Here is a 24,910-nt window from a genome sequence, read left to right as displayed (position 1 = left end):
AATGATCAACGGGAGAAACACAATGATCAAAAAGACAGCATGTGCATTTGTCGCGGGCGCCGTCATGGCCGTCAGCGCACAAACAGCAGCAGCAGACGGACACGGCGAAATCACCGTCGGATACTTCCTTGAGTGGCCGATGCCTTTCCTCGCAGCAAAAGCCTCCGGTGCTTATGACGAAGCGCTGGGCATGAAAGTGAACTGGGTTTCTTTTGAGACCGGTACGGCGATGTCCGCGGCGATGGCGAGCGGAGACGTTCAGCTTTCGGTGAGCCAGGGTGTGCCGCCCTTCGTTGTCGCCACATCCGGCGGCCAGGACATCCAGATCGTGGATGTTGCGGTTTCCTATTCTGACAACGACAACTGTGTCGTGGCCGAAGCACTGGAAATCGACAAGGACAGCGCGGGCGAACTGGCCGGCAAGAAAGTCGCCGTGCCGCTGGGCACCGCAGCACACTATGGCTTCCTGCGTCAGATGGACCACTTCGGTGTTGATCTGGCCTCGCTGCAGATCGTTGACATGGCACCGCCAGAGGGTGCGGCTGCTCTGAGCCAGGGCGCTGTTGATTTCGCCTGCGGCTGGGGCGGTGGTCTGAGCCGGATGAAAGAATACGGCAACATCCTTCTGACCGGTGACGAAAAGCAGGAACTGGGCATTCTGGTGTTTGACGTGACATCCGCGCCTGCCTCCTACATCGCTGAGAACGGTGACGTTGTGGCCAAGTTCGTTGGTGTGACAGCTGCGGCGAACGCCGACTGGAAAGCCAACCAGAGCGACGAGATGCTGGCGGTAATCGCCGAGCAGTCCGGTATGGACGTTGAAGCGGCACGTGCTTCTATTTCGGGCTTCAAATTCCCGTCCATCGAAGAGCAGCTGTCCGAAGCCTGGTTCGGCGGCAACGCAGCACCCTTCATGAAGGGTGTGGCCGATGTGTTCGTGGAAGCGGGTTCGATTGACTCGGCGCTCGACAGCTATGCCGACACGGTGAACACCGGACCGCTCGAAGCTGCAGCGGCAGCCGGCGGCTCCTGATACGATGAACGGCGCGGGTCACTCCCGCGCCGTTTCACTTTAAAGACCTGAAGAAAAACCAGAGGCGGGACACTGCCCGCCCGGTCAGCCGCCCCGCACACGGGGCAACATGTGGGGACAACATGACCGGATTATCCATAAACAATCTGTCGATGCGTTTTGATCTGCCGAACGGCGATCATGTGCAGGCGCTTCAGGATGTATCGCTTGAGCTGAAGGCCGGCGAACTGCTCAGCGTGCTGGGGCCGTCGGGCTGTGGCAAGACCACGCTTCTCAATATCGTGGCAGGCTTTCTGGCGCCCACCAGCGGTGAGCTCATTCTGAACGGGCACAAGATCAAAGGCCCTGATGCCGAACGCGGCATGGTGTTCCAGCAGGGCGCGCTTTTTGAGTGGATGTCGGTGCGCGAGAATGTGGCCTTTGGCCCCTCGATGAAGGGCACGCCGAAAAAGGATAAAGACGCGACCGTGAACCATCTGCTGGATGTGGTCGGCCTGCAGGATTTCAAGGAAAAGGCGGTCTATGAGCTTTCAGGCGGCATGCAGCAGCGTGTGGCCCTGGCGCGCTGTCTGGCGAATGACCCGGATGTTATTCTGATGGACGAGCCGCTGGGCGCGCTGGATGCGCTCACGCGCGAGAAGATGCAGAGCCTGGTGCTTAAGCTGTGGAAAGAAACCGGCAAGACGATCATTCTGATCACCCACTCGGTGGAAGAGGCTCTGTTGCTGGGCGAGCGGCTGATCGTTATGGCGCCGCGTCCGGGCCGGATCCACAAGGAATACCGGCTGCCCTTTGCCGAGCTTGGCGTGAATGCCGATCTGCGCGAAGTGAAAAAGCACCCTGAGTTCGGACCGCGCCGCGAGGAAATCCTGAACATGATCTGGGATATGGAAGAAGAGATTATGGGCGGAAAGGAGGACGCGGCATGATCCCTCTGATTATTTACGTCGCCATCTTCGTCGCGGCCTTTTTCATTGTCACCAAAGTGGTGCAGACTGCCGGGGCAAAGGACTATACCTCGCTGAAAACCGTAACATTCGGCGATGAGAGTGCGGTGCGCCCGAACCGGGCCGCCGGTGTGATCTCGATTCTGACGATTTTCCTGATGTGGGGGATTTTCACCGGCTCTTCGCTGTTGCCCGGATTTCTGCATGCGCCGGGGCCTTATGAGGGGACCACCACCTTTACCTACACTGCGCAGGTCGAAGGCCAGGCCCCGGATGATGCGACTGTCACGGTCGTTGTGCACCCGCGCGAGGTTGAAACCGAAGCGCCGGAAGTGGAGCCCGGCGAGGGTTTTGCCAAGAACGACTCCGCGGCGATTGCGCAGTGGCGGACCGGGCTGATCAACGTGGCCTCCAATGATGACATTTCCAAAAGCGATGGAAACACGGTGATCGCCATCAACGGTCAGAAGATCGCACCGGGCGAAACCGTGGCTGTGGACGGCGGGTCGGTGACCCTCAGCGACAAGGGCACGCCGAACTTTGAGCCGGCGCGGGGCTGGCAGATGGAGCCGCTTTATCTGCCCTCTCCGGAGGCTGTCTGGGTGCGCACCGGTGAGATCCTGAGAGACGGGTTCCGGAATTTCACCCTGCTGGAGCATCTGGGCTATTCGCTGTTCCGGGTTGTGGTGGGTTTCCTGCTGGGGGCTGCTGTTGGCATCCCGCTGGGCTATGCCATGGGGCTTTCGGACTGGTTCCGCGGCTGGTTTGATCCGATCGTGGAGTTTATGCGTCCGGTGCCACCGCTGGCACTTATCCCGCTGGTGATCATCTGGGCGGGCATCGGGGAGGCGGGCAAGATCATCCTGCTCTTTCTCGCCGCACTCTGGATCATGGCCATCGCGGCGCGCTCAGGCGTGTCCGGGGTGAAGATCTCCAAGGTGCACGCGGCCTATTCGCTGGGTGCGAGCAAGTGGCAGATCATGCGCTATGTGATCATCCCCAACTCGCTGCCGGAGATCTTTACCGGCGCGCGGGTGGCGATGGGTGTCTGCTGGGGCACGGTTGTGGCCGCCGAGCTTGTCGCCGCTGAACAGGGTGCAGGCATGATGATCATGACCGCCTCGAAGTTTCAGAACACCGATATCGTCATCATGGGTATCATCCTCATTGGTGTCATCGGGTTTGGCATCGATATGCTGATGCGATGGGCCGAACGTCTGCTGGTGCCCTGGAAGGGCAAAGGCTGACACGAAACCGGTTGTTAAAATGTCGGGGCCCTGCGGGGCCCCGGTTACATTTCGGGCCCGGGGCTGCGGCCCCGGACGCGCGACAGCAGCGGTTTCATCCGGCCGGAAACGCTCCCGCAGGCTCAGATCCGGACAGAGTCCGGGAAGTCACACATCCGTTCATTACCGGTCAATCTCCTTGTGTAATCCAGAGACATGTTTATCCCTGTTGCAACGAGCGAAAAAAGGCAGGCACCAATGACATCTCAGACCCCCGTTAAGGGCGACATTTCTGCAGGGTCGCCACCATTGCCGGCTGTGGCATGGGTGCGCATCCTCGCGCAGTACCGCGAGCCCGACACCCTGCGCTCATCCTTTGAGATCGCGGTCAGTCTGATCCCCTTTGTTGCGATCTGGGTTCTGGCCTGGCTGGTGCTGCCCGTGAGTGCGCTGGCGGCGGTGGCACTGGCCTGTCTCAATGGTCTTTTTCTGGTGCGTCTGTTCTGCATTCAGCACGACTGCGGCCACGGATCGTTTTTCTCAAACCGTAATCTCAGCGACTGGATCGGACGTGCGATCGGTGTGCTGACCCTGACGCCCTATGATGTCTGGCGCAAATCCCATTCGATGCATCACGCAGGCGCCGGCAATCTCGAGCGGCGCGGCATCGGCGATGTCGTGACGCTCACTGTCGCCGAATACCGGGCGCGCAGCCCGTTTGCACGGCTGCGTTACAGAGCCTATCGCAATCCGCTGGTGCTTTTCGTGCTTGGGCCGGCTTATCTCTTTTTCGTCGAAAACCGTGTGCCCTGGGGCATGATGGGTGATGGCTGGCGGATCTGGGTAAGCTCTCTCGGGACAACATTCTCCGGCGCTCTGATGGTGGGCCTGATCCTGTGGTTCGGCGGGCTCATGCCGCTTTTGCTGATTTTCCTGCCGACGACGCTGGTGGCGGCGACACTGGGCGTCTGGCTCTTTTACGTGCAGCACCAGTTTGAGGAAACTCAGTGGGACCAGCCTGACGACTGGTCCATGCATGATGCGGCCCTGCACGGCTCATCACATTATGTGATGCCGGCCTGGCTGCAGTGGTTCACCGCCAATATCGGTATCCACCATGTGCATCACCTCTACAGCCGCATTCCGTTTTACCGCCTGACGGAAGTACTGCGCGACCATGGCGATCTTGCCCGCGCGCAACGCCTGAGCATTTCAGAAAGCATCGCCTGCGCCCGCCTGCATCTGTGGGATGAGAGCCAGCGGCGGCTTCTGTCTTTTGCCGAAGCCCGGGCGGTTTACGGCACCGCCTGACACCCGGCTCTGTCCTCAGGGCTTGCGGCGGGGCGTGGCGGACGGGCCGCGCTGCTGTTTCTGGCCGCGCTTGTGCGGGGGCACGAACCTTTTCGATGTATCGGCCGCGCGTTTGTTGCTGGCGGTCTTATCGGGTGCTGCTGCAGGTTTGCCGGGTTTTCCTGATGGTTTGCGGGGCTTGCGGCCCGTATCCGGCGCGTCGGCACCTGTGCGTTCAGAGCGTGCGGTTTTCGCGGCTTCGCGGTTTTCCTTCGTCCAGACAGCTTTGGCACGCGGCGCTTTGCTGCGTTCCGCCTGGGGCGCACGGTCACTCTTTGGCTTCGGCGCTGCGCCCGGCTTCATCGGGGAGCGTTCCGTTTTGTGCGATTTCGGTGGCTTTTTACCCTTCTGGGCAGCGGCGGGTTTATGCGGCTTGCGGTCCGCTTTCGGCGCTGCGGCAGGTTTGTGGGGCGCCCGGTCCGCTTTTGGCGCGGGGGCCGGCGCGGGGGCTGCATCGGGATGAAAGCCAGGGCTTTCGTCGCGTGGTTTGCGCGGTTTTGCCCCGGCGGGACGACCTGCGGGCCTGCCGCGAGGCGGCCCCCCGGGCTTGCCACCAGGACGCCCGGTGCCGCGCGTATCCGCCGGCGGGCCGTCGGCCCGTGCAAGGGTCACACCGTCTTCGAGCGTCATTTCGGGGCCTACGGCGGCCTCAAGTGCATCGGCGCGGCTGGCCAGCACTTCGATAAAGCTCGCGTCATCGCGGATGCGGATCGCACCGATGTCGTCTTTGGTCAGATCGCCGCGACGGCAGATGAGCGGCAGCAGACGGCGCGGCTCCGCGCCCTGATCGCGGCCCATGGTGACCGTGAACCAGACCGACGGTCCGAAGGTCTTGCGCGGCCGGTCGTCAGGGACATCCGGGTCGGTCAGCTCTTCGGGCGCGGACTGTTTTGCCTGGCGCAGGTTCACGAAAGCCGCGGCCAGCTGCTCCGGGCTGAACCGCGCGGCCAGCGTTGTCACAAGCTCCTGCGCGTCTTCGGGCACGGGCTCTGACCAGGCGGGGTCTTCCAGCAGCCGGGCTTCATCCCGTTCGCGCACCTCGGCGGCGGTGGGGGCGGCGGCCCATTCGACCTCCTGCAGCTTTGCCCAGCCCACAAGGCGATGCGCTTTGGTACGCATTTTCGGCGGCACGATCAGGGCGGAGACGCCTTTGCGGCCCGCGCGCCCGGTGCGCCCGGAACGGTGCAGCAGGGTATCGGCATTCGTGGGCAGATCGGCATGAATGACCAGCTCCAGATCGGGCAGATCGATGCCGCGCGCCGCGACATCAGTGGCCACGCAGACCCGCGCGCGCCCGTCGCGCAGGGCCTGCAGCGCATTGCTGCGCTCGGATTGTGTCAGCTCGCCTGAGAGCGCCACGACAGAAAAGCCACGGTTGCTCAGACGCGCGGTCAGACGCGCGACCGCCGCACGGGTGTTGCAGAAAACGATCGCATTGCGCGCCTCGTAATAGCGCAGCACGTTGATGATCGCGTTTTCGGCGTCGCGCGGATGCACGGTCAGACCGCGATAGGTGATATCGGCGTGCTGGCGCGCCTCGCCCTGGGTGGTGATCCGCTGCGCGTCTTTCTGATAGCTTTTGGCGAGTTTCGCGATGGCCGCCGGCACAGTCGCGGAAAAGAGCAGGGTGCGGCGGGTATCGGGCGCCTCGGAGAGGATAAATTCCAGCTCCTCGCGAAAGCCCAGATCTAGCATTTCGTCAGCCTCATCCAGCACCACGGCGCGGATTTCCGACAGGTCAATGTTGCCGCGTTTGATGTGATCACAGAGCCGCCCGGGCGTGGCCACAACCACATGCGCGCCACGATCGAGCGCACGCCGTTCGCTGCGCTGGTCCATGCCGCCGACGCAGGAGGTCACCTCGGCACCGGCATCCGCGTAAAGCCAGGTCAGCTCGCGGCGGACCTGCATGGCAAGCTCGCGCGTGGGTGCGATGACCAGCGCCAGGGGCGCGCCCGCGGGGCCGAAATGTGTTTTGTCGCCCAGCAGCGTGGGCGCGATGGCGAGCCCGAAGCCCACGGTTTTGCCTGAGCCTGTCTGGGCAGAAACCAGCAGATCGGCATCGGTCAGCGCGGGGTCGGTGACAGCCTCCTGAACGGGCGTCAGCGTATCATAACCCTGTCGGGTCAGGGCCTGGGAGAGTGTTTCTATCACGAGATTGTCCTGTCATCTGCCGGCCTGCGGGGCCGTCTGCGGGCGGTGTCGCGCCGCTGTTGCGGGCTCGTTACGCCTTTGCGCGCCGGGAGTCGATGGGGCATCTGCAGGTGTCTGCGCGACGTTGCAGCGCGGGCCTGCGCGGGGCAGAGTGGAGGCAACACCCCGCACGAGGAGCACAGGATGACACTGAGACCGCTGGATCTGGCCCCGGGGCACTGCCTGATCGGGGGCCGCTGGGGGCCGCCTGAGGCCGGCGAAACGCTGGATCTGATCAACCCCTCCGATGGCAGCACGCTATGTGCCGTGGCGGCCGGGACAGCGGCGGATATCGACCGGGCCGTGGCCGCAGCGGAGGCTGCCCTTGAGGGCCCATGGGGGCGTGCGACGGCGGCAGAGCGCGGCCGGGTTCTGGCGCGGTGCGGCGCCCTGGTGCTGGAGCATGCGGATCATCTCGCGGAGCTCGAAGCACTCGATGTGGGCAAACCGCTGACCCAGGCGCGCGCGGATGTGACGGCGCTGGCGCGCTATATGGAGTTTTACGCGGGCGCCGCAGACAAGGTGCATGGCGCCACGATCCCCTATCTTGACGGCTACACGGTTTATACCCTGCGCGAACGCCAGGGCGTGACCGGCCATATCGTACCCTGGAATTATCCGATGCAGATCATCGGACGCTCGGTCGGTGCGGCGCTGGCGATGGGCAACGCCTGCGTGCTGAAACCGGCGGAAGAGGCCTGTCTCACGGCGCTGGCCTTTGCTGAGCTGATGCGCTCTGCGGGATTGCCGGACGGCGCGCTGAACGTGGTGCCGGGCAGGGGAGCCGACGCAGGTGCAGCACTCAGCGGGCACGGGCGCGTGCAGCATATCTCATTTACCGGATCGGTCGCGACAGGGCGGCTGGTGCAGCAGGCCGCGGCACAGAATGTGGTGCCGGTGACGCTGGAGCTGGGCGGCAAATCCCCGCAGCTTGTTTTTGACGATGCCGATATCGACGCCGCGCTGCCGTTTCTGGTGAACGCGGGGATCCAGAACGCGGGCCAGACCTGCTCTGCGGCCTCGCGCATCCTCGTGCAGCGCGGCGTGTATGACCGGGTCGTGAGCGCGATGGCGGCGCGCTATGCCGCACTCACCGTCGGACCGGCACTCAGCGACCCGAACGTGGGTCCGCTGATCTCGCAGCGGCAGAGAGGGATCGTGGAGGGCTATCTTGAAAAGGGTGCTGATCTTGAGGTGGCCGCACGCGCAGAGATGCCCGGCGATCTGCCGGAGAACGGCGCCTGGGTCGCGCCCACGCTTTTTGCCGGGGTGCCGGCGGGGCACGTGCTGGCGCAGGAGGAAATCTTTGGCCCGGTGCAGGTCATCATCCCCTTTGACGATGAGGCGGAGGCACTGAGCATTGCGAACGATACCGGCTACGGGCTGGTGGCGTCGGTCTGGACGCGGGACGGAGCGCGCCAGATGCGGCTGGCGCGCGCGTTGCGGGCGGGTCAGGTCTTTCTCAACAACTATGGCGCCGGGGGCGGGGTGGAACTGCCCTTTGGCGGCACCGGCCTTTCCGGGCACGGACGTGAAAAAGGGTTCGAGGCACTTTTTGGCTTCTCTTCTCTGAAAACCGTCGCGGCGCTGCACGGGTAGGCCGGCCTGCGCACTCTTAACAAATCAACGGTGCGCGGTATTCTGAGACACGAATCCACGACGGTGAGGGAAAAGACATGCGCATAGCGATGATGGCGACGGGGGGCATCGGCGGGTATCTCGCCGTCAGGCTGGGGCTGGACGGACATGAGGTCGCGACCATCGCGCGCGGGGATCACCTCGCGGCGATCCGCGAGAACGGCCTCGTGCTGGAAACGTCCCAAGGCTCCGAAACCCTGACCCCCTGGAAAGCCACCGACACCCCCGACGAGGTGGGCCCCGTAGATGCGATCATCTTTGGCGTCAAAGGCGATGCGCTGGAAACAGCGGCAGAGGCCTGCAGGCCGATGCTGGGCCCCGACACGGTTGTGGTGCCATTTCTCAACGGGGTGGAAGCGGCAGAGCGCCTGGCGGCGATCCTGCCTGCGCAGAACGTGGCAAATGGCATGGCCGCCGTATCAACGACGATTGCAGCGCCCGGCGTGATCCGGCAAACCGGTGCGTTCAACCGGTTCACATTTGCGGAATGCGACAGCACGCCGTCCGCACGGATTGATGCACTGCGCGAAGCGATCAGTGCCGCAGGTGCAGAAGCACCCGTAACAGATGATATTGAGCGGGAGGTCTGGACCAAGTTCGTTCTGTTCTCGGCCATGTCAGGGGTCACTGCCGCTGCCCGCTGCACTGTCGCAGACATCGCCGGCATACCTGAGCTTGGCCGGCTCTACCGCGATATCATGGCGGAGACGGCGGCAGTCGCACGCGCGCGCGGTGTCGCGCTGCCCGATGACATCGTCGAGCAGCTCTGGGAAAGGGTGGCGGGCATGCCGCAGCAGATGCGGGCGTCAACAGCGATTGACCTGGAACACGGGCGCCCGCTGGAGATTAACTGGGTGTCAGGGGCGGCGGCCCGTCTTGCGAAGAAGGCAGGTATTCCCGCGCCGAACAACGCCGCACTTTATGCGCTGCTGCTGCCTTATAAAGACGGTCGCTGACGGGTTCTGCGGATGTTCCGGAGGGGATTTTGGTGGAGCCTAGCGGGATCGAACCGCTGACCTCCTGCATGCCATGCAGGCGCTCTCCCAGCTGAGCTAAGGCCCCTATAGGGTCGGATCGCAAAATCCGGTGCGCCGGGTATTAGGCGCAACGCGGGGCGGGATCAAGCGTAAAAGTGCCCCCGCCACACGTCTTTTCAACAGATCAGCTGTCGTCGTCGTCAGCTGCGACGTCCGCAATCTCCTCGAGCGGCACGTTATCGTCATCATCCTCGTCGTCGTCGAGCAGATCGTCATCCAGCTCCACATCCACGTCATCATCATCGTCGAGAACGACTTCTTCTTCTTCCTCTTTTTTCGCTTTTGCCTTTGCCGATGCGGCGTCTTCGGCATCTGCGGCGATCATCCGTGATTTGGACATATCCACCTCGACCACCTCGCCCGTATAGGGGCTGACGATCGGGTTGGCGTTCAGATCATAGAAACGTTTGCCGGTTGTGGGGCAGAGGCGCTTCGTTCCCCATTCTTCTTTGGGCATGAAAAACCCCCTTTGCATTTGCGGTTCAGGTGTAGATGATTCCGGCCAAGTGCCATATGAGGCGGTGGCTGTAAAGACCCGCCGCACCTGTGCCGCAGCCTGAGAGACGCTATGTCGGATGTGATTTTAGAGGGCGACCCGCCCATTTCCCTTATCCTGCGCCGTTCTGCGCGGGCAAAGCGGATTTCGCTGCGCATTTCGCAGCTTGACGGCCGGGTAACGCTGACCCTGCCGAAACGGGTGCCCGAGACCGAGGCGATCAGCTTTGCCCGGGAAAAAGAAACGTGGATTCGCGGCCACCTTGACGCGCGCGGCAGCGATGTGGCGGTGGCCCCGGGAGCCGAACTGCCCATCGGCGGGCAGATGCACAGGGTTGTTGCGGGCGCCGGACGGCGGGTCAGTTTTTCGCCTGGCGAAGTGTGCGTGCCGGGGGCTCCCGCACGCACCGGACGGAGGCTTGAGGGCCACCTGAAACAGATCGCCCGGGCGCGCCTTGCAGAAGCCTCTGATCACTACGCTGAGAGGCTCGGGCGGTCCTATGACCGGATCACCCTGCGTGACACCCGTTCGCGCTGGGGTTCGTGCAGCAGTGACGGGCGGCTGATGTATTCCTGGCGGCTTATCCTGGCACCGCCTGAGGTCCTGGATTATGTCGCGGCCCATGAGGTCGCCCATCTGGCGGAGATGAACCACTCGGCTGCGTTCTGGGACGGTGTGCGTCGGATTTACGGCGACTATGCCGCGCCGCGCCGCTGGCTGCGGCAGCACGGGGCCGACCTGCACCGGTATCGTTTCAGCCTCTGATCCCGTCTCCGGCCGGACAGGTGGCGTGGCTGTGATCACAAATCCGGCTTGACGTGCAGGATTCTTGTGATCACAAAAGGGATATGAACCTGAACCCGCGCCCGGCCGATGCTGCCCCTGCCGCCCATGACCGGATTTACCGGACCCTGCGCACACGGATCATGCAGGGCGATCTGTCGCCGGGGCAGCCGATGACGCTGCGCGGAATCGGCCGGGACTATGGTGTCTCGATGACGCCGGCGCGCGAGGCCGTCCGGCGGCTCGTGGCCGAAGGGGCGCTGACGCTGTCATCCTCGGGCCGGATTTCGACCCCGGAGCTCAGCAATGAGCGGATCGAAGAACTCGCCGCCCTGCGCGCGCTTATCGAAGTGGAACTGGCCAGCCGGGCGCTGCCACGGGCACATATGGCGCTGATCGAGCGGTTGCAGACCATCAACACGGCCGTCGCCGAAGCTGTCGCGCACCGCGATGCCGTTACCTATATCCGGACCAATCTGGAGTTTCACCGAACACTCTACCTGCGGGCTCAGGCGCCGGCGATGCTGGCCATGGCGGAGACCGTCTGGCTGCAGCTGGGGCCCACCATGCGCGCGCTTTACGGCAAGCTGCGCAAGACCGAGCCGCCGCAGTTTCACCGCCTGATCATCGCGGCACTGCGCGCGGGCGACGAGCCGGGGCTGCGGCTCGCGGTCCGTTCCGATGTCACGCAGGGGTTGAGGATGCTCGCCAGCTGAACGGTCAGGCGGCGAGACCCTTGCTGCCCAGATCGAGGAATTTGCGCCGCCGGTCGCTGACCAGGGCGTCACGCTTTTTACCCGACAGTTCATCGAGCATTGCTTCGACAGCTTTGCCGACCGATGCGATGGATGATCCCGGATCGCGGTGCGCGCCGCCCATAGGCTCTGCAATGATCCGGTCGATGACGCCGAGATTTTTAAGATCCTGTGCGGTCAGGCGCAGCGCCTCGGCCGCTTCGCGCATTTTCTCAGCGTCTTTCCACAGGATCGAGGCGCAGCCTTCGGGGCTGATCACCGAATAAACCGAATGCTCCAGCATCGCGACGCGGTTGGCCGTCGCAAAGGCCACAGCTCCGCCCGAGCCGCCCTCGCCGATGATCACCGACACCAGCGGCACACCGACCTGCAGGCATTTTTCGGTGGCCCGCGCGATGGCCTCTGACTGTCCGCGTTCTTCGGCGCCCTTGCCGGGGTAGGCGCCGGGCGTGTCCACCAGTGTCACAACAGGCAGCTCGAAGCGGTCCGCCAGATCCATCAGCCGGATCGCCTTGCGGTAGCCTTCGGGCCGGGCCATGCCGAAATTTCGCTCGATGCGGGATTTGGTGTCATTGCCCTTTTCGTGCCCGATCACCATCACCGGTCTGTCACTGATGCGGGCCAGACCACCCATCACCGCGTGGTCATCGGCAAAGTTACGGTCGCCGGCGAGCGGCGTGTAATCTGTAAAAAGCGCGTTGATGTAATCAATGCAGTGCGGGCGTTCGGGGTGCCGGGCCACCTGGCATTTGCGCCAGGGCGAGAGGGATTTATATAGATCCTGCAGCATGGCGCGCGCTTTGGTATCAAGCGCCGCCGCCTCCTCGGTCACATCCATCTCGTCATTGGACCGCGCGAGCGCGCGCAGTTCTTCGGCCTTCCCCTCAATCTCGGCGAGGGGTTTCTCGAAGTCCATATACTGGGTCATCAGGCGCGCTCCGTTTCTGGTCTGCGATGTATGCCGCTGATTTCAGGGCAATGCAACGGCCAGAGACGGGCATCAGGACGATGTCAGGGGGGCGTTATCCCTGCATCAGCACCGGCCAGAGCGAGGCCATCAGCAGCGCGGCCATCGTCAGGTTGAAGGCCCTGAGGCGCGCCGGGCTGGTCAGAATGCGCGTCATCTGCTGGCCCAGAACGGTCCACATCGTAATCGCCGGCAGATTGACGATGCCGAAAACCAGCGCAACGATCCCGAATGCCACCAGCGTCGCATCCGCCGCATAAACGGAGAGAGCCGTGAGTGCCATGGCCCAGGCTTTGGGGTTGACCCACTGAAATGCCGCCGCCTGCAGGAACGTCATCGGACGGCCCTCTGCATCCGCCGCGCGGGCCGGAGCCGCGCGCGCGATCTTCAGGGCAAGCCAGGTCATATAGACAACCGAAAGCACCCTGAGGATCTGATAGCTGAGCGGCCAGGCATCAAAGATCTGCACGAGGCCGGCCCCCACGGCCATGATCATCACCGAAAAACCAATGGAGATGCCGAGCATATGCGGCACGGACCGGGCAAACCCGTAATTGGCGCCCGAGGCCATCAGCATCAGGTTGTTGGGCCCCGGTGTCGCGGAACTGACAAAAGCAAAGGTGGCGAGGGCGAGAAGAAGGTCAGCTGTCATACCTGCAACGATTACCTGTTTGCAGCGCCGCAGGATTGCAAAGATGGATTGTTTGCGGCTATTTTCGCAATCTATGACGGGCCCGGATCAGAAAAAAGAGCAGATATTGCGTGAGCTGACTGCGAACGGGCGCATCAGCAATATTGAGCTGGCAGGTCGGGTGGGATTATCCCCGTCCGCCTGTCTGCGGCGGGTGCAGGAAATGGAGCGCAGCGGCCTGATTAAGGGATACCGCGCTGTGCTGGACCGGGCGGCGATGGGTGCGGGATTTGTGGCCTATGTGGGCGTCGGGCTGAGCGATCACTCTAAAAAGAGCCAGGAGGCCTTTGAGCGCGCCATCGCGCGTGCGCCTGAGGTGCGCGAGTGCCACAACATCACCGGCACCATCGAATATCTGCTGCGGGTGGAGTGCGCTGATCTGCCCTCCTACAAACACTTTCACACCGATGTTCTGGGCGCGCTGCCGCAGGTGCGCTCGATGACCTCATATGTCGTTATGGGCTCGCCCAAGGACGAGCGCGCGTGATCGCCGGCGCCTACTTCGTGGCGTCAGCAGCGATCATTTCAAAGCGGGCGTCAAGATCGCGCGCCAGTGCCTGGAGGGCCGCACCCCCTTCATCCGCGTAGGGTGCAAAAACGAATGATGGTTTTTTGTAAGAGAGTGTCGCGTTGCCGTTTTCCTCTTCGGTCACATAAAACCGTACGGGCGCTTCGATCATCGCCGCCGTTGAGAGGTCCAGAATTTTCACGGCGAAATCATTGTTAAAGACCCCGATCACGCGGTTTTCGGGGATCGTGATGCCGCGACCGCGCGCAGTGGCTGTGGGACCCGCCTGGGTTACAACACCCATCTTATTTTTGCTGACGGCCTTTTTCAGATCGGCCAGCAGGGTCGCGTGATCGCGGGTCGTTTCCATCACGACCCAGCCGTCACGCGGCGCGATATCACCTGCGAACAAAACAGTCGGGAACACGAAAGCCGCTACGATTACTGATATGACGCGCATGATCTGTCCCCTCACTGCCCCGAGCAGAAAGACATGCCGGGACGTCTGGCGCAAATCAATCCTGCGTCATCCGGCGATCATTTCAGACTGGCGCACGATCACTTCGGCCTGTTTGATCGAAGCGATATCGACGAGGCGACCCTTGTAAACGGTGGCACCTTCGCCGCGGGCCTTGGCCTCTTCCATCGCGGCGAGGATTTCGCGGGCCTCGGCCACGGCGTCCTCAGAGGGGGTGAAAACCTCATTGGCAAGGGCGATCTGTCTGGGGTGGATGGCCCATTTGCCGACCATGCCCAGTGTGGCGGAGCGCAGGGCCTGGGCGCGGAAGCCCTCGTCGTCGGAGAAATCACCAAAGGGGCCATCGACGGGCAGGACGCCATGGGTCCGGCAGGCGGCGACGATTGCGGCCTGGGCCCAGTGCCAGGGATCAGACCAGTGTTTGTCGCCTTCGCGCACCATGTAGTAGTTTTCCTGAGTGCCGCCGATGCCGGTGGTCTGCATACCCATGGACGCCGCGAAATCCGCAGCCCCGAGGCTCATCGCCTGCAGGCGCGGGGAGCTTGCGGCGATCTCCTCCACATGGGCGATGCCGGCGGCGGATTCGATGATGACCTCAAAACTGATCTTTTTGCTGCGGCCTTTGGCCGTCTCGATCGCAGTCACCAACGCATCGACCGCATAGACGTCTGCCGCACAGCCCACCTTGGGGATCATGATCTGGTCGAGGCGCTCGCCGGCCTGTTCCAGCAGATCGACAACGTCCCGGTACCACCAGGGTGTATCGAGCCCGTTGATCCGTACGCTGAGATATTTGCTGCCCCAGTTCACCTCTGAGATCGCAGCAATGATATTGGCGCGTGCGGCATCTTTATCGGTGGGCGCCACGCTGTCTTCCAGATCGAGATTTATGACATCCGCTGCAGATGCCGCCATTTTCTCGAAAAGCGCCGGTCGTGATCCTGGCCCGAAGAGCTGGCAGCGGTTGGGGCGGGCCGGGGCGGCGGGCTGAAGACGAAAGCTCATAACGGATCCTCGGGTAATAAAATTGCGGTTGCGCTCCTGTGGCTGATATTAAATTACGCCCCATGCTGCAAGTGCATTTCGCGCCTGCAGCATGAGGGCTTTGCCGTGCGCCGGCCCGCTGACGCAGAAAATTTGAGCAGGGGGCGCGAATTGCAGAATTATTTTGCACAGAAGGCCCGGGCTGCGCGTAAAAAGCGATGTCATTGCGCGCAATCCGCGCCAGGGTGCAGCAGAAATGACGGAGATGAGCCCATGATCGAAACACCCTATCTGCTGTTCCTCGGGGACGCACCGGACCAGCTCTCGGCCAAGGTGGCTCAGGGGATCAGGGACTGGCGCCCGGAAAATGCCGTTGGTCAGTTCCGCATGGACGGGTGCAATGCGACCGTGGGCCTGCAGGACATGACGCTGGAAGAGGCACAGGCGGCGGGGGCAAAGACCCTGGTGATCGGTGTGGCCAATCGCGGCGGAACGATCAGTGCCTCCTGGCGCAACGTGCTGATCCGCGCGCTGGAGATGGGGTATGACGTGGCCTCGGGCCTGCACAACCTGCTGCGCGACGCGCCCGATCTGGTTCAGGCCGCGCATACCGCCGGCCGCAGCCTTCACGATGTGCGTATTCCTTCCGAGCCCTATCCGATTGCCAGCGGCGTAAAGCGCACCGGCAAACGCGTGCTGGCTGTGGGCACCGACTGTTCGGCGGGCAAGATGTACACGGCCCTGGCTCTGGATGCCGCCATGCGCGAACGCGGCATGAAGTGTACCTTTCGCGCGACCGGGCAGACGGGCATTCTCATCACCGGCTCAGGCGTGCCGCTCGATGCGGTGATTGCCGATTTCATGGCCGGCTCCATCGAGCATCTGACGCCGGATAACGACCCAGATCACTGGGACATCATCGAAGGGCAGGGCAGCCTTTTTCACGTGTCTTATTCCGGTGTGTCGCTGGCGCTGATCCACGGCGGCCAGCCCGATGCGCTGATCATCTGCCACGAGCCCACGCGACGACACATGCGCGGGCTGCCGGGGTATACGCTGCCCTCGATGGAGCTGGTGCGCGATACGGCGCTGCAGATGGCGCATGTGGCCAATCCGGACTGCAAAGTGGTGGGCGTCTCAATCAACACCCAGCATCTGAGCGAGGCGGAGGCGAAGGTTTATTGTGCGGAAACCGAAGCGCGTCTCGGGCTGCCCACGGTGGATCCGTTTCGCCATGGTGCGGATCGTCTGGCGGAGGCGCTGGCGGCGCTGTGACCTTTGAGGGGTTGCGCCGGCCGCACCTGCGGGATTGGATATTTTTCAGCCAGAGAAAGGTAAGGGGTGATGCGCATTGAGGTAACCCGGGACGTTTTCCGTCTCGCTCGGGTGTTCACGATCAGCCGCGGATCGCGGTCAGAGGCACAGGTGCTGACCGTTCGGGTGCACGAGGACGGTGTCACCGGGGCGGGCGAATGCGTGCCCTATGCCCGCTATGACGAGACGCTGCAGAGCGTCACTGACCAGATCGCGGGACTGCCGGAGCAGGTGACGCGCAGGGCGCTGCAGGACCTGCTGCCGCCAGGGGCTGCGCGCAATGCAGTGGATTGTGCGCTGTGGGATATGGAGGCAAAACACAGCGGTCGCCGGGTGTGGGAGCTTGCCGGTCTGCCGGCGCCGGGGCCTGAGATCACCGCCTATACGCTGTCACTGGATACACCGGATGAGATGCGCCTGCAGGCGGCGGAGAATGCTTTTCGTCCGCTTCTGAAGATCAAGCTTGGCACACCGGATGACATGCCGCGGCTGGAAGCGGTCCGCGCCGGAGCGCCGGATGCGCGGATCATCATCGACGCCAATGAGGGCTGGAGTGCTGCGGTTTACGCGGATCTGGCACCGCACCTGCTGCGGCTTGGGGTGAGTCTCGTTGAGCAGCCCCTGCCGGCAGGCGATGATGAGGCACTGCGCGGGATCGCGCGCCCTGTGCCGGTCTGTGCCGATGAAAGCTGTCACGACCGTGCGAGCCTGCCGGATCTGGCGGGCAAATACGATGTGGTGAACATCAAACTCGACAAAACCGGCGGTCTTACCGAAGCGCTGGCGCTGCGCGACGCAGCACGGCGCCTGGGATATGACGTGATGGTCGGCTGCATGGTTGGCTCCAGCCTTGCCATGGCCCCGGCGACACTGGTAGCACAGGGCGCGCTTGTCACCGATCTGGATGGCCCTCTTTTGCTGGCCGAAGACCGCGACAGACCGCTGAAATTTGATGAAAAGGGCGTCCATCCGCCCGAACCGGAACTCTGGGGGTAAGCTGATGCGCACCGTATATCTGAATGGTGAATATATGCCGGAAACCGAGGCGCGTGTCTCTGTTTTCGACCGCGGATTTCTGATGGCGGACGGCGTCTATGAAGTGACCTCGGTGCTGGGCGGGCGGCTGATCGATTTCGACGGACACACGGTTCGGTTGCAGCGTTCGCTCGACGAACTGGAGATGCGCAGCCCGATCAGCAGGGAAGACCTGCTGGAGGTGCACCGCGAACTGGTGCGCGTGAATGAGATCGACGAAGGGATGATCTATCTGCAGATCACCCGCGGCGCGCCGGGTGACCGGGATTTTGTTTTTCCCGACCCTGAGACCACCGCGCCCACAATTGTGCTCTTTACCCAGAACAAACCGGGGCTGGCAGACAGCCCGGCGGCGAAAAAGGGCATCAAAGTCATCAGCATCGACGATATCCGCTGGGGACGGCGCGACATCAAGACGGTGCAGCTGCTCTATCCGTCGATGGGCAAGATGATGGCGAAAAAGGCAGGTGCCGATGATGCCTGGATGATCGAGGACGGGTTTGTCACCGAAGGCACCTCCAACAACGCCTATATCGTGAAGGGCAACAAAATTATCACCCGCGCGCTGAGCAACGATATTCTGCACGGGATCACGCGGGCAGCGGTGCTGCGTTTTGCGCGCGAGGCGCAGATGGAAGTTGAGGAACGCAGCTTCACGCTGGAAGAGGCGCGCACGGCGGATGAGGCCTTTGTCACCTCGGCCTCGACCTTCGTGATGCCGGTGGTGCAGATCGACGATGCGGTGCTGGGAGACGGCACGCCCGGGCGGGTCGCACCGCGCTTGCGCGAGATCTATCTCGAAGAAAGCGTGCGGGCGGCGGTCTGAAGCCGGTGCTGCCGATGCGGGCGGCGGGTTGCGCGGGGCATGCCGGCAGGAGCCACCGGCCCGTTTGGCGTTTCAAATGACGGCGGGGGCGCTGTCGCGTGAGACGCTCGCTGGTCTTGAGGGCCAGGAGATTGGTCTCTCAGACTGGATGCAGTTGACGCCGGGGCGGGTTGCGGCTTTTGCGCAGGCCACCGAAGATCACCAGGCCATTCACCTCGATCCGGATGCCGGGCGGGCTGCGGGGTTTGCCGGCGCGGTCGTGCACGGGTTTCTGACGCTCTCGATGCTCTCGGCCATGTCGTACGTCGCCCTGCCGTCGGTGGAAGGGCAGAGCGCATCGGTCAATTATGGCTTTGACCGGGTGCGTTTTGTGGCGCCTGTGCCGGTCGGGGCGGAGATCAGAGGGCGGTTTGTGCTGAGCACCGCAGAACTGCGCTCCGACGGCGGCCTGATGTTGTGCCTCGCGGTCACCGCTGAGATCCGCGGCGAAGAGCGTCCGGCGCTGAGCGCGGACTGGCGGGTGCTGCTGCTTTTCTGAAACCATCGGGGGCAGATGCGGGACCCGCCCTCTCAGAGATCAGGTGCAGGTGTTCGAGGGGCCCCCGGCCTTTATCTGCAGCCAGTCCGGCCCGAGCATCTGGCGCGCGGAGAGCGCGTCGTTGTATCGCGGATCGCCCTGCTGGACGAGTTGCACGACCAGACCCTGCTGGAAGCTTGTGTAGCTGCCAAAGATTCCGATGCAACAGACCTCGACGGAAGTGGCCGAACACCGGTCGTGGCACAGTCTTGAATAAGAGCGCGGAGCGCAGCGACGGCTCCGTGTTTCATGCGGTATAATTCTCTAAAAATTGCGATGAGATAATTTTTTACACAGGCGGAAGAGTGGCCCTGTTGCGGCGCGCGTATGTTATTCCGCGACGGGCCGGCGGCTGATGGTATCAGACAGGCGGCCCGGTTAAAACTTGGGGCCGGCCTTTGCGTGGCGCTGAAGAGCGCTACCTCATTTTGACACTTTCCGGAGGCTTACCCATGACCCGACTGATCTCTGCCGCCTTTATGATTCTGGCTGCACAGCCCGGCCTTGCCGATATTGCCGTTCGGTTTACCGAAAGCGCGCCCAAAGACCGGTTCGTGATTGAAAACACCGGAAACTGCGCTCTGAGCGGGCAGGTGACGCTGGATCTGAATGGCTCAGCGGGCGGATTAATCTTCGACGTCACCGGCAATGGTGCAGGCGTGCAGGTCTATCAGCCGTTTGAACTGGTGGTTGGCGGGGATGCTCTGACGGGGCTGCCGGAAGTGCGCGACGGGGACCAGGCGCTGGTGCTGGAGGTGCGCGGTCTTGCGCCAGGCGAAACCATCGCCTTCACCATTGACGTGGACGATACCGCCAGCGCGCGCGGCACAATGGTATCGGGCTCAGAGATCACCGGCGCTGCTGTCGCTGTGGCGCAACCGGAGATGATCAGCAGGGGCAGCTTTAGCGGGGATGCAACGGCAAAGGTCAGCACCGCGGCCTGTCCGACCGCCTGAGGACGGTCAGGGAAGCCGTTGCGTTATGCAGTGGTGCCGGACGGTCCTGTGCAGACGTTCAACATCCTTCTTAGGCAGCCTGAAAATAAGTAAAGGCCGCGCAGGGCGGCCTTTGTGTCCTAATTAGTGTCTGCCGGTATTTCCGACGCGTCGTCAGTGCCGTTTACGCCGGCGCGACAGCAGTCCCGCACCACCCAGTGCCACCAGCAGAAGCGGTAGCGTGGCAGGCAGCGGGACAACGTCCGGGTCAGGGCCGACGTCGGGATCGCCGAACGTCAGGTCGTCCAGAACGCCGTTGGGCCGGTCAGCCAGGATCGTCACCCTGTCAAAAGAGCCGGTGAGGCTGAACGGAGTGTACTCATTCGATGCATTGGTGACGCCGGTGCTGCCGGCCGCGACGTCTCCGAGGAAAGCTTCGATCGTCCAGCTGATGACATCGCGCGACCCGAGTTGTCCGCCGACGGATGAGACCGGCGCGTCGAACATCACGGTCAGCTCGTTCGTGACGCCCGCAACAAGCGTGTTGAAGGCCAGAAAGTTCCGACCGCTCAGCGCATCGAGGCCGAAATTGCCGTCCTGGTCGAGTATCTCCCAGCCGCCTGAAAAGGTGATGCCCTCGGATGCATAGGCATCTGTCAGGGGCTCGGCATTGCCGAAAAGAGACGGTGCGGCACCTGCCTCGTCAAAAGTTATTGTCGTGGCGGTCGCTGGCATGGCGCTTGCGACAAAGCCTGCGGCCAGCACGGCGGCAACACTTAATTTGGGGGAAAGAACGGACGGTAATAACAAAGGTTGTACTCCTCACCTACAGATTGATTCGTTAATCACTTCTGCAGGTTAACAAGCACCTGAGAACCTACAATGACCCTCGCGGCACTCCAGGCGATATCACGCCGTAACCGCGCCAACCGGTGGCGAACTGCTGCTTTTTGCAGCGGCGCAGGACGATCCGGCAGTGTTTTGCGGCATATCCGGACCCGGATTGGTGCCCGCGCCCTTATGAGACGAAGTGCCACCCGCTGAGTGCGCGGGGGCTCCGGCGGGCGCCGGGGTGCCCGTTCAAAACAGTGATCAGTGCCTTCAGTGGCGCAATTTTAAACAGGCAAAGGAACTGCTGCGCGACGAGGGCCCGTTACCGGGCAATGTGCCTGACATCAGACAGGGGCTCGACCGGCCGGTTTTTGCGTGCTGGAAAAACGGGCCTGTTCCCTGGTGACGCCTGGAACACCGGGAGCCGGGCGGTATCCGCAGGCCTCCAGCATTTTCTCATAGGCGGCCGTAAAACCGTTCAGAGACGCGGTAAAGAGGTGTTCCCGCCGCACTGCACCGCCTGCGGACCGGTAGACCCGAAGTGTGTCCCCCGCGCGCATGGAACCGAGCATCCAGGGGACATCGAATGCCTCGGGCCTCGCTTCGGCAAAGGGTCCCGCTCCGCGCTGCTCTCCGGTTTTCAGCCGGACCCGGGCCTCGCCGTCGCGACCGAAGTCGAAAACCACGCGGTCACCGGCGCGGATCCGCAACGCCCCGCCCGAGCCTGCGTATTCACCGAAGACCGGCACAGGATACCGCCAGGGCGGACCGGTATCACCGGAGCGGGTGCGCAGAAACATCCAGGAGGCACCGCCGCCGCCTGTCGAGGCAGTGCAGATGTGGTCGCCGGATGCGTCACGCACATGCACCCTCCAGTCGCCGAAGACCCAGTGCTCTTCCGAAGCCGCCCATCCGGGCAGACATATGCATAGAATGAGTATGAAAAGCCGCATCTGACACGCTCCCGCAAACAGGATCGTATCAGGTCAACATATCCGGCTTAAAGTCCCGTAAATGAGCTCATTCTTTACCGACGTTTTCGGCGAAAGATTTCGTGAAGTTTTCCTGTTGCCCGGGCGTGGCGCCGGTCTGATATTTTTCTTTCCATTCCTCCATGGTCATCCCGTAAAAGAGCTCGCGCGCTTCTGTTTTATCCATCTCAATGCCCTTTTCCGCGGCAGCTTCCTGATACCAGCGTGACAGGCAGTTCCGGCAGAACCCGGCAAGGTTCATCAGGTCGATGTTCTGCACGTCGGTGCGGTCTTCCATCAGGTGCTTTTGCAGGCGGCGAAAGGCCGCTGCCTGAAGTTCGGTCTCTGTCTGTGTCGGCATGGTGCGGGCTCCTTATTATTTGTAAATCCAACGTGGGGACGGCCCGGTCAATGTCAACATCTGCAGGTTGGACATCGCCCGGGTCATATGTCATCACATCGTCATTGATCCCGGGCACTGGTCTGACGAGGTTGCGCCCTGTGCCGCGATGCGGCATAAGACAGGCGGGCCGTTAGCGATAACAGCCGACGCTGTCCGCCCGCAGAGGCAGACGCTGAGCACGACAGACGCCCGCCGGCGACAGAGAGGAACTGAGCAGATGAAACGCACCCGCAACGTCAAGATTGTGGCCACTCTTGGCCCTGCCTCCAGCAGCTATGAAATGATCCGTAATCTGCACGAAGCCGGGGCAGACGTCTTTCGCCTTAATATGAGTCACGGCAGCCACGACGAAATCCGCGAGCGCCACGCGATTATCCGGCAGATCGAAGAAGACACCGGCGGCAGCATCTGTATTCTTGCTGACCTGCAGGGGCCGAAGCTGCGCGTGGGCGTCTTTGCCGGTGACAGCGAAATGCTGGAAGACGGCGCGAAATTCCGGATGGATCTTGATAAAGCACCAGGTGACAGCAGCCGTGTGAACCTGCCCCACCCCGAGATTTTCGCAGCCCTCGAGCCCGGATCGACGCTCTTGGTGAACGACGGCAAGATCCGGATGACCGTGGATGACTGCGGCCCTGATTTTGCGGACTGCACGGTGACGGCGGGCGGCCAGATATCGAACCGAAAGGGCGTGAACGTGCCGGATGTGGTGCTGCCCCTTGCCGCGCTGTCGGATAAAGACCGCAAAGACCTGGAGTTTGTCTGCGAGCTTGGCGTGGACTGGCTGGCGCTGAGCTTTGTGCAGCGGGCCGATGACGTGCTGGAAGCCGCGGATCTGGCGAACGGCCGTGCCGCGATCCTCAGCAAGATCGAGAAACCCGCAGCGGTGAAAAACTTCGACGAGATCCTCGCGGTCAGTGACGGCATTATGGTGGCGCGCGGCGATCTGGGCGTGGAACTGCCCGTCCAGAATGTGCCGCCCATTCAGAAACGCCTTGTGCGCAAATGCCGCTCGGCGGCCAAACCGGTAATTGTTGCAACACAGATGCTCGAAAGCATGATCGAAAGCCCGATGCCCACCCGGGCTGAGGTGTCTGACGTGGCCACAGCCATCTATGAAGGGGCGGATGCGGTGATGCTTTCGGCTGAATCCGCCGCAGGTGACTATCCGATCGAGGCTGTCACCACGATGGACAACGTCGCCACCGAGGTTGAGCAGGACCCGACCTATGCGCAGATCATGACGGCCTCACGCGACGCGCCGGGAACAACGATCGCGGACGCCATTGTCTCGGCGGCCCGGGAGATCGCGGAGAAGACCGACATCAAGGCAATCTGCTGTTTCAGCCAGAGTGGCACCACCGCTCTGCTGGTTGCGCGCGAACGTCCCATGGTGCCGATCCTCGCGATGACACCGCTGAAGTCCACCGCACGCCGGCTGACCCTGACATGGGGCACCAACTGCGTCATCACCGAGATGATGGACCGCTTTAAATCGGCGGTTGTGGCTTCTGCGCGCGCCGCGCGAGCGCAGGAATATGCGGGCCCGACGGATCAGATCGTTGTTACCGCGGGTGTGCCGTTCAACGTACCGGGCAGCACGAATATTCTGCGTGTCGCGCCCTGCGACGAGCGCCTTATCTACAGCACGGACCCTGAGTAACGCTGACGGAATATTGTGCGCAGGCAACAGTCCGGCGCCTTGCGGCTCAACTGTTTCTGCGCTGCGGCGCTTTGCGGGTGTTTTATCGCCATTTGCACGGAAAAGATGTTCCCGGACCCCCGAATAGTATAAGTTAACGCTGCGTTAAGGAAACGTGGTTTTTTTGTAAACAGGGAGTCAGTGGGTATGGAACCTGATCTGGCATTGGTACTTGGACTTTTCTTTGTCGGCCTGTCAATTTTGCTGACCATTTCGGCGATGACGGCCGGTCGTTCCGCAGGTGCGGGTATTTTCGCATTCATCACCGGCACGTTGCTGGTTGGTTTTGCCTTCGTGAACGTTCACGGCAGTTACACAATTGCGGAGATTCCGCAGATCCTGATGTCGGTTGTCAGCCGCTATCTGATGTAGCACAGCAGTCGTCGCGGAAATGCACACAGGGTCCGGGCAATCGGGCCTTGCCATGCGGTCGTGTCCCCCCTATAGAGCAGCCTTCCATCGCGGGACCGGCTTATGTGGCATGCCGAGTCGCGCGCAGACCGATCTGAACTATGAGGAGACGGAAATGCCCAAGATGAAGACCAAATCGAGCGCCAAAAAGCGCTTCAAGGTGACAGCCACCGGCAAAGTGCTGGCGGGCCAGGCAGGCAAACGCCACGGCATGATCAAGCGTACGCGCAAGTTCATCCGTGACGCACGCGGAACCACAACTCTGTCCGCACCGGACGCCAAAATCGTCAAGGGCTTTATGCCCTACGACCGCTGAGCCTGAAGGAGATCACATATGTCCCGAGTTAAAGGCGGAACAGTCACCCACGCACGTCACAAGAAGGTCATCAAGGCCGCCAAAGGATACTATGGCCGCCGCAAGAGCACCTTCAAAGTCGCCCGCCAGGCGGTCGATAAAGCCAACCAGTACGCGACCCGCGACCGCAAGAACCGCAAGCGCAATTTCCGCGCTCTGTGGATCCAGCGGATCAACGCCGCTGTGCGCAGCCATGACGAGGCGCTGACATACAGCCGTTTCATCAATGGTCTGTCGCTGGCTGGTATTGAGGTGGACCGCAAAGTGCTGGCCGATCTGGCCGTTCACGAGCCAGATGCTTTCGGCGCGATCGTAAAACAGGCGCAGGACGCTCTGGCCGCCTGATCGCAGCCCGCACACTGAAATCTGTAAAAGCCGCTCCGGACGGGGCGGCTTTTGCCGTTTCACCGGGGTACGCGCGGCGTCTGATGCGAGACAGCCCACAAGGCCCGCGCACCCCTGTG

General features: G+C 62.5%; 27 protein-coding genes and 1 tRNA gene. 18 read left to right on the top strand and 10 right to left on the bottom strand.

Translation table 11 applies throughout. From position 1 onward, the window contains the following. Positions 1-22: 22 nt before the first annotated feature. The 4 genes from G3256_RS17200 (at position 23) to G3256_RS17185 (ending at position 4,517) form a co-directional block, all read left to right on the top strand. Entirely contained in the window at positions 23-1,033 is a 1,011-nt protein-coding gene (locus tag G3256_RS17200; RefSeq protein WP_169641989.1) for a taurine ABC transporter substrate-binding protein, read from the top strand. 122 nt (positions 1,034-1,155) lie between these two features. Then, positions 1,156-1,962 carry a taurine ABC transporter ATP-binding protein gene (locus G3256_RS17195; RefSeq protein WP_169641988.1) on the top strand — a complete coding sequence of 269 codons (807 nt, stop codon included), beginning with the start codon at positions 1,156-1,158 and terminating at the stop codon, positions 1,960-1,962. Next, on the top strand, positions 1,959-3,227 hold the full coding sequence (locus G3256_RS17190; protein ID WP_169641987.1) for an ABC transporter permease: 1,269 nt from the start codon (positions 1,959-1,961) through the stop codon (positions 3,225-3,227). The genes G3256_RS17195 and G3256_RS17190 overlap by 4 nt, the downstream gene beginning before the upstream one ends. 237 nt (positions 3,228-3,464) lie before the next feature. After that, the gene (locus G3256_RS17185) at positions 3,465-4,517 is read left to right on the top strand and encodes a fatty acid desaturase (RefSeq protein WP_169641986.1); all 1,053 of its coding nucleotides are present in this window, start codon (positions 3,465-3,467) and stop codon (positions 4,515-4,517) included. A gap of 15 nt (positions 4,518-4,532) precedes the next feature. On the opposite strand, the gene G3256_RS17180 is transcribed toward G3256_RS17185, so the two are convergent. Next, positions 4,533-6,710: a DEAD/DEAH box helicase gene (locus G3256_RS17180; protein ID WP_169641985.1), complete on the bottom strand. Its 2,178-nt coding sequence runs from the start codon at positions 6,708-6,710 to the stop codon at positions 4,533-4,535. Positions 6,711-6,893: 183 nt separating this feature from the next. Between G3256_RS17180 and G3256_RS17175 the strand changes: the two genes are divergently transcribed. Then, positions 6,894-8,348, top strand: a complete 1,455-nt coding sequence (locus G3256_RS17175) for an aldehyde dehydrogenase family protein (protein WP_169641984.1) — start codon at positions 6,894-6,896, stop codon at positions 8,346-8,348. 77 nt (positions 8,349-8,425) lie between these two features. Further along, a complete protein-coding gene (locus G3256_RS17170) occupies positions 8,426-9,343 on the top strand; it encodes a ketopantoate reductase family protein (protein ID WP_169641983.1) in 918 nt (305 codons plus the stop codon). Positions 9,344-9,373: 30 nt separating this feature from the next. On the opposite strand, the gene G3256_RS17165 is transcribed toward G3256_RS17170, so the two are convergent. Together G3256_RS17165 and G3256_RS17160 are read right to left on the bottom strand one after the other, a co-directional pair. Further along, positions 9,374-9,449, bottom strand: a tRNA-Ala gene (locus tag G3256_RS17165). A gap of 99 nt (positions 9,450-9,548) precedes the next feature. Further along, positions 9,549-9,881, bottom strand: coding sequence for a TIGR02300 family protein (locus tag G3256_RS17160; protein WP_169641982.1), 333 nt, complete (start codon positions 9,879-9,881; stop codon positions 9,549-9,551). Positions 9,882-9,992: 111 nt separating this feature from the next. Here G3256_RS17160 and G3256_RS17155 point away from each other — a divergent pair, with 111 nt between their 5' ends. Together G3256_RS17155 and G3256_RS17150 are read left to right on the top strand one after the other, a co-directional pair. After that, positions 9,993-10,685: a M48 family metallopeptidase gene (locus tag G3256_RS17155; RefSeq protein WP_169641981.1), complete on the top strand. Its 693-nt coding sequence runs from the start codon at positions 9,993-9,995 to the stop codon at positions 10,683-10,685. Between the two features lie 83 nt (positions 10,686-10,768). Then, positions 10,769-11,419: a GntR family transcriptional regulator gene (locus G3256_RS17150; RefSeq protein WP_169641980.1), complete on the top strand. Its 651-nt coding sequence runs from the start codon at positions 10,769-10,771 to the stop codon at positions 11,417-11,419. A 4-nt stretch (positions 11,420-11,423) separates the two neighbouring features. Here G3256_RS17150 and G3256_RS17145 read toward each other — a convergent pair whose 3' ends face one another. Beyond that, positions 11,424-12,386, bottom strand: a complete 963-nt coding sequence (locus G3256_RS17145; protein WP_169641979.1) for an acetyl-CoA carboxylase carboxyltransferase subunit alpha — start codon at positions 12,384-12,386, stop codon at positions 11,424-11,426. Positions 12,387-12,480: 94 nt separating this feature from the next. After that, the gene (locus tag G3256_RS17140; protein ID WP_169641978.1) at positions 12,481-13,077 is read right to left on the bottom strand and encodes a LysE family translocator; all 597 of its coding nucleotides are present in this window, start codon (positions 13,075-13,077) and stop codon (positions 12,481-12,483) included. A 73-nt stretch (positions 13,078-13,150) separates the two neighbouring features. Here G3256_RS17140 and G3256_RS17135 point away from each other — a divergent pair, with 73 nt between their 5' ends. Continuing rightward, a complete protein-coding gene (locus tag G3256_RS17135) occupies positions 13,151-13,603 on the top strand; it encodes an Lrp/AsnC family transcriptional regulator (protein ID WP_169642495.1) in 453 nt (150 codons plus the stop codon). Between the two features lie 10 nt (positions 13,604-13,613). On the opposite strand, the gene G3256_RS17130 is transcribed toward G3256_RS17135, so the two are convergent. Both G3256_RS17130 and G3256_RS17125 read right to left on the bottom strand, forming a co-directional pair. Beyond that, positions 13,614-14,084, bottom strand: a complete 471-nt coding sequence (locus tag G3256_RS17130) for a DUF302 domain-containing protein (RefSeq protein WP_169641977.1) — start codon at positions 14,082-14,084, stop codon at positions 13,614-13,616. 66 nt (positions 14,085-14,150) lie between these two features. Further along, entirely contained in the window at positions 14,151-15,107 is a 957-nt protein-coding gene (locus tag G3256_RS17125) for an L-malyl-CoA/beta-methylmalyl-CoA lyase (RefSeq protein WP_169641976.1), read from the bottom strand. A gap of 252 nt (positions 15,108-15,359) precedes the next feature. Here G3256_RS17125 and dgcN point away from each other — a divergent pair, with 252 nt between their 5' ends. The 5 genes from dgcN to G3256_RS17100 all read left to right on the top strand — a co-directional run bounded on the left by dgcN (position 15,360) and on the right by G3256_RS17100 (position 19,794). Continuing rightward, the gene (gene dgcN, locus G3256_RS17120) at positions 15,360-16,361 is read left to right on the top strand and encodes an N-acetyltransferase DgcN (protein ID WP_169641975.1); all 1,002 of its coding nucleotides are present in this window, start codon (positions 15,360-15,362) and stop codon (positions 16,359-16,361) included. Positions 16,362-16,430: 69 nt separating this feature from the next. Further along, positions 16,431-17,396 carry an N-acetyl-D-Glu racemase DgcA gene (dgcA, locus tag G3256_RS17115; RefSeq protein WP_169641974.1) on the top strand — a complete coding sequence of 322 codons (966 nt, stop codon included), beginning with the start codon at positions 16,431-16,433 and terminating at the stop codon, positions 17,394-17,396. Between the two features lie 4 nt (positions 17,397-17,400). Continuing rightward, positions 17,401-18,261, top strand: coding sequence for a D-amino-acid transaminase (locus tag G3256_RS17110; protein WP_169641973.1), 861 nt, complete (start codon positions 17,401-17,403; stop codon positions 18,259-18,261). Positions 18,262-18,325: 64 nt separating this feature from the next. Further along, complete coding sequence (locus tag G3256_RS17105; RefSeq protein WP_246227673.1) at positions 18,326-18,799, top strand: MaoC family dehydratase; 474 nt, start codon at positions 18,326-18,328, stop codon at positions 18,797-18,799. A gap of 491 nt (positions 18,800-19,290) precedes the next feature. Then, positions 19,291-19,794, top strand: a complete 504-nt coding sequence (locus G3256_RS17100; RefSeq protein ID WP_169641972.1) for an aggregation factor core — start codon at positions 19,291-19,293, stop codon at positions 19,792-19,794. Positions 19,795-19,947: 153 nt separating this feature from the next. Here G3256_RS17100 and G3256_RS17095 read toward each other — a convergent pair whose 3' ends face one another. The 3 genes from G3256_RS17095 to G3256_RS17085 form a co-directional block, all read right to left on the bottom strand. After that, positions 19,948-20,508 (bottom strand): PEP-CTERM sorting domain-containing protein, encoded by a 561-nt coding sequence (locus tag G3256_RS17095; RefSeq protein ID WP_169641971.1) that lies wholly within the window; start codon positions 20,506-20,508, stop codon positions 19,948-19,950. Between the two features lie 440 nt (positions 20,509-20,948). Continuing rightward, positions 20,949-21,557, bottom strand: a complete 609-nt coding sequence (locus G3256_RS17090) for an invasion associated locus B family protein (RefSeq protein WP_169641970.1) — start codon at positions 21,555-21,557, stop codon at positions 20,949-20,951. Between the two features lie 67 nt (positions 21,558-21,624). Continuing rightward, positions 21,625-21,936, bottom strand: a complete 312-nt coding sequence (locus G3256_RS17085) for a DUF1244 domain-containing protein (protein ID WP_169641969.1) — start codon at positions 21,934-21,936, stop codon at positions 21,625-21,627. A 259-nt stretch (positions 21,937-22,195) separates the two neighbouring features. Here G3256_RS17085 and pyk point away from each other — a divergent pair, with 259 nt between their 5' ends. The 4 genes from pyk to rplT all read left to right on the top strand — a co-directional run bounded on the left by pyk (position 22,196) and on the right by rplT (position 24,791). After that, positions 22,196-23,641, top strand: a complete 1,446-nt coding sequence (gene pyk / locus G3256_RS17080) for a pyruvate kinase (protein ID WP_169641968.1) — start codon at positions 22,196-22,198, stop codon at positions 23,639-23,641. A gap of 186 nt (positions 23,642-23,827) precedes the next feature. Beyond that, positions 23,828-24,052, top strand: a complete 225-nt coding sequence (locus G3256_RS17075) for a hypothetical protein (protein ID WP_169641967.1) — start codon at positions 23,828-23,830, stop codon at positions 24,050-24,052. A 154-nt stretch (positions 24,053-24,206) separates the two neighbouring features. Next, positions 24,207-24,407, top strand: coding sequence for a 50S ribosomal protein L35 (gene rpmI / locus G3256_RS17070; protein WP_014873788.1), 201 nt, complete (start codon positions 24,207-24,209; stop codon positions 24,405-24,407). A gap of 18 nt (positions 24,408-24,425) precedes the next feature. Continuing rightward, positions 24,426-24,791, top strand: coding sequence for a 50S ribosomal protein L20 (gene rplT, locus G3256_RS17065; protein WP_138662406.1), 366 nt, complete (start codon positions 24,426-24,428; stop codon positions 24,789-24,791). Positions 24,792-24,910: the final 119 nt, after the last annotated feature.

The sequence above is a fragment of the Roseobacter ponti genome (assembly GCF_012932215.1).
Taxonomy (GTDB): Bacteria; Pseudomonadota; Alphaproteobacteria; order Rhodobacterales; family Rhodobacteraceae; genus Roseobacter; species Roseobacter ponti.
This window is presented reverse-complemented; position numbering and strand designations above follow the sequence as displayed.